This window comes from Actinomycetospora straminea (genome assembly GCF_028737255.1).
Classification (GTDB): domain Bacteria; phylum Actinomycetota; class Actinomycetes; order Mycobacteriales; family Pseudonocardiaceae; genus Actinomycetospora; species Actinomycetospora straminea.
Window position 1 is genome coordinate 1 of record NZ_JAQZAN010000009.1, and the last position, 13,652, is coordinate 13,652.

General features: G+C 72.8%; 11 protein-coding genes. 2 read left to right on the top strand and 9 right to left on the bottom strand.

The genetic code is table 11. From position 1 onward, the window contains the following. Window positions 1-73 precede the first annotated feature (73 nt). From PH190_RS13830 to PH190_RS13870, 9 genes are all read right to left on the bottom strand, one after another. The gene (locus PH190_RS13830; protein ID WP_274232106.1) at window positions 74-796 is read right to left on the bottom strand and encodes a thermonuclease family protein; all 723 of its coding nucleotides are present in this window, start codon (window positions 794-796) and stop codon (window positions 74-76) included. 152 nt (window positions 797-948) lie between these two features. Continuing rightward, window positions 949-2,601, bottom strand: a complete 1,653-nt coding sequence (lysS, locus tag PH190_RS13835) for a lysine--tRNA ligase (protein ID WP_274232107.1) — start codon at window positions 2,599-2,601, stop codon at window positions 949-951. A 47-nt stretch (window positions 2,602-2,648) separates the two neighbouring features. Beyond that, a complete protein-coding gene (locus PH190_RS13840; protein WP_274232108.1) occupies window positions 2,649-3,440 on the bottom strand; it encodes a fumarylacetoacetate hydrolase family protein in 792 nt (263 codons plus the stop codon). Between the two features lie 28 nt (window positions 3,441-3,468). Continuing rightward, the gene (locus PH190_RS13845) at window positions 3,469-3,843 is read right to left on the bottom strand and encodes a hypothetical protein (RefSeq protein WP_274232109.1); all 375 of its coding nucleotides are present in this window, start codon (window positions 3,841-3,843) and stop codon (window positions 3,469-3,471) included. A gap of 404 nt (window positions 3,844-4,247) precedes the next feature. Continuing rightward, window positions 4,248-5,294, bottom strand: a complete 1,047-nt coding sequence (locus tag PH190_RS13850) for a 3-isopropylmalate dehydrogenase (RefSeq protein WP_274232110.1) — start codon at window positions 5,292-5,294, stop codon at window positions 4,248-4,250. A gap of 228 nt (window positions 5,295-5,522) precedes the next feature. Continuing rightward, window positions 5,523-7,085 (bottom strand): phosphoglycerate dehydrogenase, encoded by a 1,563-nt coding sequence (gene serA / locus PH190_RS13855; protein ID WP_274232273.1) that lies wholly within the window; start codon window positions 7,083-7,085, stop codon window positions 5,523-5,525. 269 nt (window positions 7,086-7,354) lie between these two features. Continuing rightward, the gene (ilvC, locus tag PH190_RS13860) at window positions 7,355-8,377 is read right to left on the bottom strand and encodes a ketol-acid reductoisomerase (RefSeq protein ID WP_274232111.1); all 1,023 of its coding nucleotides are present in this window, start codon (window positions 8,375-8,377) and stop codon (window positions 7,355-7,357) included. A 44-nt stretch (window positions 8,378-8,421) separates the two neighbouring features. Further along, a complete protein-coding gene (ilvN, locus tag PH190_RS13865; protein ID WP_274232112.1) occupies window positions 8,422-8,928 on the bottom strand; it encodes an acetolactate synthase small subunit in 507 nt (168 codons plus the stop codon). Beyond that, window positions 8,925-10,901 (bottom strand): acetolactate synthase large subunit, encoded by a 1,977-nt coding sequence (locus tag PH190_RS13870; protein ID WP_274232113.1) that lies wholly within the window; start codon window positions 10,899-10,901, stop codon window positions 8,925-8,927. Before PH190_RS13870 ends, ilvN begins: the two co-directional genes overlap by 4 nt. Before the next feature lie 247 nt (window positions 10,902-11,148). Between PH190_RS13870 and PH190_RS13875 the strand changes: the two genes are divergently transcribed. Both PH190_RS13875 and ilvD read left to right on the top strand, forming a co-directional pair. After that, window positions 11,149-11,742: a PH domain-containing protein gene (locus tag PH190_RS13875; RefSeq protein WP_274232114.1), complete on the top strand. Its 594-nt coding sequence runs from the start codon at window positions 11,149-11,151 to the stop codon at window positions 11,740-11,742. Window positions 11,743-11,786: 44 nt separating this feature from the next. Next, a complete protein-coding gene (ilvD, locus tag PH190_RS13880; protein ID WP_274232115.1) occupies window positions 11,787-13,628 on the top strand; it encodes a dihydroxy-acid dehydratase in 1,842 nt (613 codons plus the stop codon). The last annotated feature ends 24 nt before the right edge of the window (window positions 13,629-13,652 follow it).

Consider the following 13,652-nt stretch of genomic DNA (forward strand, 5'->3'; position numbering starts at 1 on the left):
GCACAACGAGATCTTGTCAGAGTCACGCCCGATGATTCATCAGACACGCCCTAGCGGGCCGAGGTCGGCGCCCCTACCGGCCCTCCTTGCAGTAGCCGTCGCCGTCGCCGTCCCGCTCGCCGGGCAGGCACGGGTGACCGGTGTTGCCGGTGCGTCGCCGCGGGGTGTGGACGGCCGTGTCGTCGTCGTCCGCGGTGTCGGGCACGTACACCGGGTCGGGGTCGGGGGCCGGCGTGTACTCCGGCTCGTCGCAGTCCCGACCGCCGGCGTCGAGCGCCCGGAGGTCCGCCAGGCGCTGCGGCGACGCGTCGTTGTCACCCGCGTAGACGGCCGTGTGCGAGCTGACGACCATCGACTCGCCCAGGTCGCTGCCGTCGCCGATCCGGACGTAGCGCAGGAGCCGGCCGTAGGAGTCACGGTCGACCCCCGGCTCGGCCATCAGCGTGATCGTCGTCCCCGTCAGGTACGCCTCGGCGGCGGACTTCGCGTCGTCCCCCCGATCGCTCGACATCTCGCAGGAGTCGATGCCGAGCACCCGCACCTCGTGGCCGTCGTCGAGGACGAACGAGTCGCCGTCGATGACCCGTGCGACCCGCGAAGCACTCATCGCCGCCTCGGTCGCGCTGCTCGGCGCCGAGGCCCGGGCGGGCAGCGGGGCGGCGGTGGACGGCGAGGCCGGCGCGGACGAGTACCGCGACGACGACCCCGTGGGGGTGGCGTCGTCCATCGCGGAGTGGCACCCCCCGATCACGGCGATCAGGACGAGCGCCCCACCGAACAGGCCTTTCGCGGACACAGGTCTCCCCCCGGGCAGAGTCGTCGCGGATTCGGGGACGCCGGGCCCGGGCCTCGCGTCGCCCCGGCCGCTCGCGCGTCCTGCCCACCTGTCGCCCGCCGACCGGTCGGCGTTATCCGCCCGAACGGGCGAACTGAGCGGCGAACCCGCCCTCAGACCGCCAGTAGGTACCGGACGCGCTCGGGACCGGCGGCGAGCAGCAGCGTCGGGAGGCGAGGCCCGGTGTCGGCGCCGACCAGCAGCCGGTAGACGACGACGAAGAAGCGGCGCTGGGCGGCCTTGAGCTCGTCGGTCGGCTTGACGTCCAGCGGCAGCCCGGCCTGCTTCTTCGGCACGCCGTAGACCAGCGTCGTCAGGCCGTCGAGCGACCAGTCGTCGGTGAGGTGGTCGCGCAGCATGGCGACGGCCTCGCGGTCCTGGTCGTCGAGCGCGGCGAGCAGCTCGGTGTCCGGCTCGTCGCGCAGGCGCGTGTGGGCGTCGTCGGGCATGTAGCCCTCGACCCAGTGCGCGGCGCGGTCGAGGCGGGGGCGCGCGCCGTCGAGGGTCGCGCCGAGGCCGGCGAGGATGCGCTCGAGCTGGGTCGCGTCGCCCGCCGTCACGTCGACGACCGACGCCAGCGTCCGGTACGCGACGGGCTGCTCGGTACGCGGGAGCCCGCGCTCGGCGGTGCTCACGGCCCGGACGTGACCCGTGGTCTCGATGCCGCCCGCGGTGCCCGCCGCGACCTTGCGCTCGAGCGCGTCCCACTCGTCGTAGAGGCGGTGGATCTCCTGGTCGAACGCGACCTTGATCGCCTGGTTGGGCCGGCGGCGGGCGAACAGCCAGCGCAGCACCGGCACCTCGAGGATCTCCAGGGCGTCGCCCGGCGTGGGCACCGAGCCCCGCGAGCTCGACATCTTCGCCTGGCCCGTGATCCCCACGAACGCGTACATCGGGCCGATCGGCTGCTCGCCGCCGAAGACCTCGTCGACGATCAGCCCGCCGACCTGGTACGACGAGCCGGGCGAGGAGTGGTCGACGCCCGACGGCTCGAAGTGCACGCCCTCGTAGGCCCAGCGCATGGGCCAGTCGACCTTCCAGACGAGCTTGCCGCGGGTGAACTCGCGCAGCGCCACCGTCTCGGAGAACCCACACGCGCAGGTGTAGGTCATCGCCGTGGTGTCGTCGTCGTAGGCGGTGATCGTCGTGTCGTCGCGCCCGCAGCCGCCGCAGTAGGGCTTGAACGGGTAGTACTCGCGGCCCGATGCCCCGTCCTCGTCGTCGTCCCCTGGCGCCTCCGGGCTGTCCTTCTTCTTCGTCCGGAACCGACCGAGGATGCCGTCGATCTTCTGTCGGTCGCGCATGGCGAGCAGGACCTGGTCGCGGTAGGCGCCCGAGGTGTACTGCTCGGTCTGGCTGATGCCGCGGAACGGGACGCCGAGGTCGGCGAGCGCGGCGATCATCGGGGCCTTGAAGTGCTCGGCCCAGTTCGCGAAGGGACTGCCGATCGGGGCGGGGACCTCCGAGAGCGGCTTGCCGATGTGCTCGTCCCACGACGGGTCGATGCCGGCGGGTACGCGGCGGAAGCGGTCGTAGTCGTCCCACGAGATGAGGTGCTCGCAGTCGTGCCCGCGGCGGCGGATCTCGTCGGCGACGAGGTGCGGGGTCATGACCTCGCGGAGGTTCCCCAGGTGGATCGGCCCCGAAGGGCTCAGCCCGGACGCGCACACGATCTTCTGCCCGGGACTCCGTCGCGCGGCGGCCTCGATCACCTCGTCGGCCATCCGCGACACCCAGTCCGGCTCCGGCCCCGACTCCTGCGCCACCTGCGCGTTCCCCTTCCCTGGATCGGTCCCGTCCAGGGTACGGGGCCCTACCGCGCCTGGACCGGGTTGGTCAGCGTGCCGATGCCCTCGACGGTGACGCTGACCTGCTGGCCCGCGCTCATCGGCCCGACGCCGGCCGGCGTGCCGGTGAGGATCACGTCGCCGGGCAGCAGCGTCATGACCCGCGAGATGTAGGCGATGAGCTCCTCGACGGGGTGGAGCAGCAGGTGGGTGCGCGACTCCTGGCGCACCTCGCCGTCGAGCTCGGTGCGGATCGCGAGGTCGCCGGGGTCGATGGTCGTCTCGATCCACGGCCCCAGCGGGCAGAACGAGTCGTAGCCCTTCGCGCGGGTCCACTGGCCGTCGGCCTGCTGCAGGTCGCGGGCGGTGACGTCGTTGGCGACGGTGTAGCCGAGGACGACGTCGCGGGCGCGGGCCTCGGGGACGTCCCGGCACGGCATGCCGATGACCACGGCGAGCTCGCCCTCGTAGTCGACGCGCTGGGAGTCCGGCGGCAGCTGGATCGCCAGGCCCGGGCCGATGACGGTGGTCGAGGGCTTCATGAAGATCAGGGGCGCGGGCGGGGTCTCGCCGCCCATCTCGCTGACGTGGTCGGCGTAGTTCTTGCCGATGCAGACGACCTTGGTCGGCAGGATCGGCGCGAGCAGCCGGACGTCGGCGAGGGGCCAGGTGCGCCCGGTGAAGGTGGGGTCGCCGAAGGGGTGCTCGGCGATCTCCGCGCACACGTCGCCGCCCTCGGGCTCACCGCCGGCGGTGGTCGGCGACTGCAGGGCCGCGAACGAGACTCCGTCGGCGTGGGCGATCCGGGCGAGGCGCACGGCGCCGGACCCTATCCCCCGCGCGCGCTCACGGCGCGCCCGCGGCCACCGGCTCGTCCTCGTCGACCCAGGTCCAGCGCTCGTGGTCGGGGGCATCGCGGTTGAGCTCCTCGAGGCCCGCGCGCGGGACGGCGAGCCACACGCCCTGGTCGACCCAGAGCCCGGCGAGCCTGGTGCCGTTGCTGAGGGCCGCGCGGGCGACGGCGACGTGCACGACGGTGCTGAGGTACTTGGGGTGGCCGGGGTAGTCGAGGTCCTCGACGGCGTCGCCGAGGCGCAGCTGCAGGTGGTGGCGGCCCTCGTCGGTGACCTCCACGTGTTCGAGGCGCACGGTCAGCGCGTCGCCGACGAGGCGGGCGAGGTCGTCGACCTGCGCGGGCAGGTCGTCGGCGAACTGCTCCACGTGGCCGGCTCCGGGGGCTCCGGGGGCTCCGACGCGGGCGGCGGCACACGGGGTGTGTCAGCCTGGCGTCCACGCTGGCGTCCAACGTTGGGAAAGCCCCCACGATCACCGGGAAGCGAGAGGGCTCGTCGCAGGCTGCGCCACGCCATCGTCCCCAGGACGCCCAGGGCGAGGGCCGCCAGCAGGAACGGGAAAGCCCGGTCGAACGCCGTCCGGTCGGGTCCCTCGGCGCTCAGACCGAGCACGACGAAGTACGCCGCAGCCCCGATCCCACACGCGGCCTCGACCGCGGCGACCACGAGTGCCCACCACCGAACGCTCATGATCGAGGTGGATTTCCTGACCCTATCGGCGTGCTGAATCTGATCGCCAGCTCAGGACGCCAGGCTGGCACGGGGCCGGGCCTACGCCGGGGTCCGGGTGCCCGCGGCCGAGGACACGAGGGCGGCGAGGCGGTCGCCGACCGCGTGGGTGCCGCCGGGGTTGGCGTGGTCGCGGGTGGCGAGGTCGAAGGCCACGGCCGCCTCGACCCGGCGCGCCAGCTCCGGCTCGCCGAGGTGGTCGAGCAGCAGCGCCACCGAGAGGATCGCCGCGGTGGGGTCGGCGATGCCCTTGCCCGCGATGTCGGGCGCCGAGCCGTGCACCGGCTCGAACATGCTCGGGTTGGCCCGCGACACGTCGAGGTTGCCCGACGCCGCGAGCCCGATGCCGCCGGTCACGGCCGCCGCGAGGTCGGTGAGGATGTCGCCGAACAGGTTGTCGGTGACGATCACGTCGTAGCGCGACGGGTCGGTGACCAGGTGGATCGTGGTCGAGTCGACGTGCTGGTAGTCGACCGAGACGTCGGGGTGCTCGAGCGAGACCTCCTCGACGACGCGCGACCACAGCGAGCCGGCGTGGGTCAGCACGTTGGTCTTGTGCACCAGCGTCAGCTTGCGGCGCGGGCGGGCGGCGGCGCGGGCGAAGGCGTCGCGCACGACCCGCTCGACGCCGAACGCCGTGTTGACGCTGACCTCGGTCGCGATCTCCTGCGGCGTGTCCTTGCGCAGCAGGCCGCCGGTGCCCGCGTACGGGCCCTCGGTGCCCTCGCGGACGACGACCAGGTCGATCTCGGTGTTGCCCGACAGCGGCCCGCGCACGCCCGGGTAGAGCCGGGCGGGGCGCAGGTTGACGTGGTGGTCGAGCTCGAAGCGCAGGCGCAGCAGCAGCCCGCGCTCGAGGATCCCGCTGGGCACCGACGGGTCGCCGACCGCGCCGAGCAGGATCGCGTCGTGCTCGCGCAGCTCCGACAGGACGGACTCCGGCAGCAGCTCCCCGGTGGAGTGCCACCGCGCGGCACCGAGGTCGTACTGGGTCGTCTCGACCGACGGGGCGACCTCGTCGAGCACCTTGAGCGCTTCGCCGATGACCTCGGGTCCGATGCCGTCGCCGGGCACCACCGCGAGTCGCATCCGCACCAACCTCCACGAGCGCGTGGCCCCGCGACGGGGTGACCGGGGCCGACCCGCGGAGACTACTAGGCGTGTCGGTCGATCACGGAACCGGATCGCCGAATCGTAGGAATACGCCCTCGGTCGGGGTTGCTGCGCCCGGCGGAGTTTGGGCGGCGGACCGCTCCCCCGCCGGGAGCAACGTGATCACCCGAGTGATCAGCCGAACCACCGCTCGCTCCGAGCGGATCAGCCGAAACTGATCAGCCGCGTCGTCCGCGCCTCGAGGGTGGTGCCGATCGGCTCCAGGACCTCGGGGGCCACGAACCGGTCGACGCGCAGCAGCATGATCGACGACGACCGGTCGCGCAGCTGGGAGAGCTGTGCGGCCTCGATGTTGATGTCCGACTCGCCGAGCTTGGTCCCGACGGTGCCCATGGCGCCCGGGCGGTCGGAGTACTCGAAGAGCAGGACGTGGCCCTCGGCGCGCAGGTCGAAGCTGCGGCCGTTGATCTCGACGAGCTTCTCGACGAGGTCCTCGCCGGTGAGCGTGCCGGACACGGTGACGGCCTCGCCGTCGTCGCGCACGGCCCGCAGGGTGACCATGCTGCGGTGGTTGGGGCTCTCGGTGGCCGTCTCGATGGTGACGCCGACGCCGCGCTCCTCGGCCAGCGCGGGGGCGTTGACGAACGTGACGGGCTCGTCGACGACCTCGCCGAACACCCCGCGCAGTGCCGCGAGCGAGAGCACCGAGACGTCCTCGTGGGCGAGCTCGCCGCGCACCAGCACCTGCAGCTCGCCCGGCGCACCGACGAGGTCGGAGAGCAGGGTGCCGAGCTTCTGGGTGATGCCGAGCCACGGCCGGACCTCCTCGCCGACCGCGCCGCCCGAGACGTTCACCGCGTCGGGCACGAAGTCGCCGCGCAGCCCGGCGAGCACGGAGTGGGCGACGTCGGTGCCCGCCCGGTCCTGGGCCTCGGCGGTGGAGGCACCGAGGTGCGGGGTCACGGTGACCTGCGGCAGCTCGAACAGCGGCGACGACGTCGTCGGCTCGGTGACGTAGACGTCGATCCCGGCGCCGGCGACGTGGCCGGACCGCACGGCCTCGGCCAGCGCGTCCTCGTCGACCAGCCCGCCGCGCGCGGCGTTGACGATGATGACCCCGCGCTTGGTCTTCGCCAGCGCCTCCTTGCCGATGAGGCCCTGCGTCTCGGGCGTCTTGGGCAGGTGGATCGTCATCATGTCGGCGCGGGCGAGCAGCTCGTCCAGCTCGACGAGCTCGATGCCGAGCTGGGTGGCGCGGCTCTGCGGCAGGTACGGGTCGTAGGCGATGACGTGCGTGCCGAACGACGCGATGCGCGACGCGAACAGCTGCCCGATCTTGCCCAGGCCGATGACGCCGACGGTCTTGCCCTGGATCTCGACGCCGGAGAGCTTGCTGCGCTCCCACTTGCCGTTCCGCAGGCTCGCGTCCGCCTGCGGGATGTGGCGCGCGGTGGCCAACAGCAGCGCGATCGCGTGCTCGGCGGCGGAGACGATGTTCGACGTCGGCGCGTTGACGACCATGACGCCGTGGGACGTCGCCGCGGGCACCTCGACGTTGTCGAGCCCGACCCCGGCGCGCCCCACGATCTTCAGCTGCTTCGCGGCCGCGAAGACCTCCGCGTCGACCTGCGTCGCCGACCGCACCAGCAGGGCGTCCGCGTCGACCACGGCCTCGAGCAGGGCCGCCCGGTCGGTGCCGTCGACGGAGCGGATCTCGACCTCGTCGCCGAACACCTCCAGCGTCGACGGCGCGAGCTTCTCGGCCATCAGGACGACGGGCTTGCTGGCGGCGGTGGTCACGATGCGTTCGCTCCCGGAGGTCGGCGGCTGGGACGGGCACGCCGACGACCGTGGCACCTGCTCCGCGGGCGCACGCCGACGTGCTCGCGGGTCACTGTCCCGCACTCACCGGGACCATACCGACCGCTCGTGAACCGGTTCACAGGCCGAGCCCGCTGGGCCGCGACCCGGAGCGAACGGGACCGTCGCGCGCGTAGAAGCAGCGAGATACCCGTTCGCTCCGGACTCGGCGAGCCTCAGCTGGTCGGGCGCGCCATCCAGGGCATGAGGCCGCGGAGCTTGGCGCCGACCTGCTCGATCTGGTGGGCCTTGCCCTCCTCCTCGAGCTTGGTGAAGTTCGGGCGGCCGTTGTCGTCCTCGGCCACCCACTCGCGGGCGAAGGTGCCGTCCTGGATCTCGCCCAGGATCTTGCGCATCTCCTCCTTGACCGCGTTGTTCACGATGCGCGGCCCGCGGGTCAGGTCGCCGTACTCGGCGGTGTCGCTGATCGAGTACCGCTGGCCCCAGATGCCGTTCTCGTACATGAGGTCCACGATCAGCTTGAGCTCGTGGAGGCACTCGAAGTAGGCGATCTCGGGCTGGTAGCCGGCCTCGACGAGCGTCTCGAACCCGGCCTGCACCAGCGCCGACGTGCCGCCGCAGAGCACGGCCTGCTCGCCGAAGAGGTCGGTCTCGGTCTCCTCGGTGAACGTCGTCTTGATGACGCCGGCGCGCGCGCCGCCGATGGCCGCGGCGTAGGAGAGCGCGAGCGCCTGGGCGCCGCCCGTCGCGTCCTGCTCGACCGCGATGAGGCACGGCACGCCCTTGCCGTCGACGAACTGGCGGCGCACCAGGTGCCCCGGGCCCTTCGGCGCGACCATGGCCACGTCGATGTCCTTCGGCGGCTGGATGAGGTCGTAGCGGATGTTGAAGCCGTGCCCGAAGAAGATCGCGTTGCCCGACTCGAGGTTCGGCGCGATGTCGTCGGCGTAGATGAACCGCTGCTTGGTGTCCGGCGCCAGGATCATGATCAGGTCGGCCTCGGCGGCCGCCTCGGCCGGCGTGACGACCCGCAGGCCCTCCTCCTGGACCGCGGCGCGGCTCTTCGACGACTCCGGGAGGCCCACCCGCACGTCGACGCCCGAGTCGCGCAGCGACAGCGCGTGGGCGTGGCCCTGGCTGCCGTAGCCGATGACGGCGACCTTGCGCCCCTGGATGATCGAGAGGTCGGCGTCGTCGTCGTAGAAGACCTCGGCGTTGCCGGTGGTCGGGGCACTCATGATGCGGGACTACTTCCTTCCGGGTACGGCTGGACGACCTGAACTTAACGGTGGTGGGCGGCGATGGAACGCGGGCCACGGGAGAGCGCCACCATCCCCGACTGGACGATCTCGCGGATGCCGTAGGGCTCGAGCATCCGGCGCAGCGCCTCGAGCTTGTCCTCGGTGCCGGTGGCCTCGACGGTGACCGCTTCCGGCGAGACGTCGACGACCTTCGCGCGGAACATCTGCGTGACCTCGAGGACCTGCGAGCGCACGTGGGCGTCCGCGCGGACCTTCATCATCACGAGCTCGCGCTGCACCGACGAGGACGGCTCCAGCTCGACGATCTTGATGACGTGCACGAGCTTGTTGAGCTGCTTCGTGACCTGCTCGAGGGGGAAGTCGTCGACGGTGACGCAGATCGTCATGCGCGAGATCCCCTCCTCCTCGGTGGGGCCCACGGCGAGCGACTGGATGTTGTAGCCGCGCCGGGAGAACAGCCCCGAGATGCGCGCGAGCACACCGGGCTTGTCCTCGACGAGGACCGAGAGGGTGTGGGTGGTGGTCATCGCACCGGCTCCTCGCCGTCGACGGGACGGTCGGCCCGCGAGACCTCCTCGGCCTGCACGGCCTCCGGGTCGTCGAACAGCGGGCGGATGTCGCGGGCGGCCATGATCTGGTCGTTGCCGGTGCCCGCGGCGACCATCGGCCAGACCTGCGCGTCGGCGCCGACGGCGAAGTCGATGACGACGGGCCGGTCGGTGATCGCCATCGCCTGGTTGATCACGCGGTCGACGTCGTCCTTCGACTCGCAGCGCAGCCCCTCGCACCCGAGCGCCTGCGCGAGCAGGACGAAGTCGGGCACGCGGTGCTTGTGCGTCCCGAGCTCGGTGTTGGAGTAGCGCTCGTCGTAGAACAGCGTCTGCCACTGGCGGACCATGCCGAGGTTGCCGTTGTTGATGACCGCGACCTTGATCGGGATGCCCTCGATCGCGCAGGTGGCGAGCTCCTGGTTGGTCATCTGGAAGCAGCCGTCGCCGTCGATGCACCACACCGTGGTGTCGGGGCAGCCGACCTTCGCGCCCATGGCCGCCGGCACGCCGTAGCCCATGGTCCCGGCGCCGCCGGAGTTGAGCCACGTGCGCGGCTTCTCGTAGGCGATGAACTGCGCGGCCCACATCTGGTGCTGGCCCACGCCCGCCGCGTAGACGGCGTCCGGGCCGGCGATGGCGCCGATCCGCTCGATGACGTACTCGGGCGAGAGCGTCCCGTCGGCCGGGTCGTCGTAGCCGAGCGGGAAGGTCTGCCGCCAGATCTCGAGCTGCTCCCACCACCCGCGCAGCTGCTCGTGGCGGGTGTCGCGGTCGACCGCGGAGCTGCGCAGCGCGGCGGTGAGCTCGGTGACGACCTCGCGGGCGTCGCCGACGATCGGGACGTCCGCGGGGCGGTTCTTGCCGATCTCGGCCGGGTCGATGTCCGCGTGGATGATCTTCGCACCCTGGGCGAACGTCGACAGGTCACCGGTGACCCGGTCGTCGAAGCGCGCCCCGAGGGCGATGAGCAGGTCGGCCTTCTGCATCGCCGCCACGGCGGCGACGGTGCCGTGCATGCCCGGCATCCCCAGGTTCTGGCGGTGGCCGTCGGGGAAGGCGCCGCGGGCCATGAGGGTGGTGACCACGGGCGCGCCGGTCTCGTCGGCGAGGTCGAGGAGCTCGGTGGAGGCCTCGGCCTTGATCACACCGCCGCCGACGTAGAGGACGGGACGACGCGCCTCGCCGATCAGGCGGGCGGCCTCCCGGATCTGCTTGCTGTGCGGCCGGGTGGTCGGCCGGTAGCCGGGCAGCCGGGTCTCGACCGGCCAGCTGAAGGTGGTCTGCGCCTGCAGGACGTCCTTGGGCAGGTCGACCAGGACCGGGCCGGGACGCCCGGTGGCGGCGATGTGGAACGCCTCGGCGATCGCCCGCGGGATGTCCGCGGGGTCGGTGACCAGCATGTTGTGCTTGGTGATCGGCATCGTGATGCCGCAGATGTCGGCTTCCTGGAACGCGTCGGTCCCGATGAGCTTGCGGCCCACCTGTCCGGTGATCGCGACGAGCGGCACCGAGTCGAGCATCGCGTCCGCGAGCGGGGTGACGAGGTTGGTCGCGCCCGGCCCGGAGGTCGCGATGCAGACGCCGACGCGGCCCGTCGCCTGGGCGTAGCCGGTGGCGGCGTGGCCCGCGCCCTGCTCGTGACGCACGAGGATGTGGCGCACGAGCTGCGAGTCGAACAGCGGGTCGTAGGCCGGGAGGATCGCCCCGCCCGGGATGCCGAAGACGACGTCGCAGCCGACGGCCTCGAGCGCGCGGACCAGCGACTGCGCGCCGGTCGCGGGCTCGGGGTCGACGCGGGTGGGACGCGGGGCGTCCGGCGCGACGGGGGTCTGGAGGACGGTGTCCTGCTGCTCGGTGGGGACGCCGGTACGCGGTGCGGGTCGCCGCGCGGCGCCGTTCGCCGCCGGCCCCGGGGTGCCGGGGGCCGTGGTGGGTCTGGCGTGGGTCATCGGGTGTCTGCCTCGGGAGGGTCGCCGGGTGCGTCACAGGAGCCGGACATGAAAAAGCCCCCACCGCCTCGGGGCGGAGAGGGCAGGCGCGTCAGCAGTTCTCGCGGCGGGCTCGAACGGCCCGTCAGGCGCTGACGCGCCCCGGGAGTACGAGAATTCGCCGCTGGATCACGTCGGCGAGGGTAGGTGGCCGGTCGACGGGTCGTCAAACCGGGTCCCCCTGCTGCGCCGGTGGCACCATCGGTGTGTGACGAGCGAGCAGACCAGCGAGGAGACGAGCGGCGCGACGCCCCGGACCGGACCGACCGCACCGAGCGGGCCCGCGACCTTCCGTCCGGTGCCGTTGCCGGCCTTGGTGGCCGTCGGGTTCGTCGCCCTCGGGCTCTCCCCCATCGCGTTCCAGGGCGGCGCCTGGTTCCTGGTGTTCCTGGTCCCGCTCGTGCTCGCGTTCTGGCTGCTGCGTACCCGGACCGTCGTCGACGACGAGGCGCTGCGGGTGCTGCTGGCGTGGGGCACGCGCCGCGTCGGGTGGGACGAGGTGGCGACGCTGCGGGTCGTCGACCGGGGCTGGGTGCGCGCCGTGCGCCGTGACGAGGACGAGGTCGCGCTGGTGGGCGTCCGCACGCGCGACCTGGGCCGGATCGCGGCGGCGAGCGGCGGGCGCATCGACATGCCGACCCCGGAGGAGGTCGCGGACGCGCGCGACCGCGAGCGCGAGCTCGAGGCCACACGCCTGCGCATCGCCCGGCTCCGCGAGCGGCAGGCGGAGGAGGGTGCTGGGCAGGGTGCGGGACAGAGTGCTGACCCGGACCCCGCCGAGGCGCCCGAGGAGCGGGCGTAGCCTCGCCGTCACCCCACCACTGATCCACCCCTGAGAGGTCAGCCGTGCCGCCGCTGCGCTCGCGCGTCACCACCCAGGGCCGCAACGCCGCCGGGGCCCGGGCCCTCTGGCGCGCCACCGGCCTCACCGACTCCGACTTCGGCAAGCCGCTCGTCGCGATCGCCAACTCCTACACCCAGTTCGTGCCCGGGCACGTGCACCTCAAGGAGCTGGGCGAGCTGGTGGCGGGCGCGGTGCGCGAGGCCGGCGGGGTCGCGCGCGAGTTCCACACGATCGCGGTGGACGACGGCATCGCGATGGGGCACGGCGGGATGCTGCACTCGCTGCCCAGCCGCGAGGTGATCGCCGACGCGGTCGAGCACATGGTGCAGGGCCACGCCGTCGACGCCCTGGTGTGCATCTCGAACTGCGACAAGATCACCCCGGGCATGCTCAACGCCGCCATGCGGCTGGACATCCCCACGGTGTTCGTGTCGGGCGGGCCGATGGAGGCCGGCAAGGCCGTGGTCGTCGACGGCGTCGCGCAGGCGCCGACCGACCTCATCACCGCGATCTCCGCGTCGGCGTCGTCGCAGGTCAGCGACGAGGGGCTGACCGAGGTCGAGCGCTCGGCGTGCCCGACGTGCGGGTCGTGCTCGGGCATGTTCACCGCGAACTCGATGAACTGCCTCACCGAGGCCCTCGGCCTCTCGCTGCCGGGCAACGGCTCGACGCTGGCGACGCACGCCGCCCGCCGCGAGTTGTTCCTGCAGGCCGGGCGCACGGTCGTCGACCTCGCCCGCCGGTACTACGAGCAGGACGACGAGTCGGTGCTGCCGCGGAACGTCGCCTCGAAGCACGCGTTCGAGAACGCGATGGCCCTCGACGTCGCCATGGGCGGCTCGACCAACACGGTCCTGCACATCCTCGCCGCCGCCCACGAGGCCGAGCTGGACTTCTCGCTCGCCGACATCGACGCGGTCAGCCGTCGGGTCCCGTGCGTGTCGAAGGTCGCGCCGAATTCGAACCACCACATGGAGGACGTGCACCGCGCCGGCGGCATCCCCGCGATCCTCGGCGAGCTCGACCGCGCCGGGCTGCTGCACCGCGACGTCCACGCGGTGCACGCGCCGTCGCTCGAGGAGTGGCTCGGGCACTGGGACATCCGCGGCGGCCGGCCGTCGCCGCAGGCGCTCGAGCTGTTCCACGCCGCGCCCGGCGGGGTGCGCACGGTCGAGCCCTTCTCGACGACCAACCGCTGGTCCTCGCTCGACACCGACGCCGCCACGGGCGTGATCCGCGACGCCGAGCACGCGTTCTCGGCCGACGGCGGGCTGGCGGTGCTGCGCGGCAACCTCTCCCCCGACGGCGCGGTGATCAAGAGCGCCGGGCTGCCCGAGGACGGGCGCTTCTTCCGGGGCCCCGCGCGGGTGGTCGAGAGCCAGGAGGAGGCCGTCTCGGTCATCCTCGGCAAGCAGGTGCAGCCCGGCGACGTGCTCGTCGTGCGCTACGAGGGCCCGGCGGGCGGCCCCGGGATGCAGGAGATGCTGCACCCGACCGCGTTCCTCAAGGGCGCGGGCCTCGGCGCGGTGTGCGCGCTGGTCACCGACGGCCGGTTCTCGGGCGGGTCGTCCGGCATCAGCGTCGGACACGTCTCCCCCGAGGCCGCGGCCGGCGGGACGATCGGGCTGGTGCAGGACGGCGACGAGATCCTCCTCGACGTCGACAGCCGGCGCATCGAGCTGCTGGTCGACGACGACGTGCTCGCCGAGCGCCGCGCCAAGATGGACGCCTCGGAGCGCCCCTGGCAGCCCGCCGTCGAGCGCCACCGCACGCTCACCAGCGCCCTGCGCGCCTACGCCAAGCTCGTGACCTCGGGCGCGACGGGCGCGGTCCGCAGCATCTGACGCGTCCCGCCTCGTCCTCGGCGG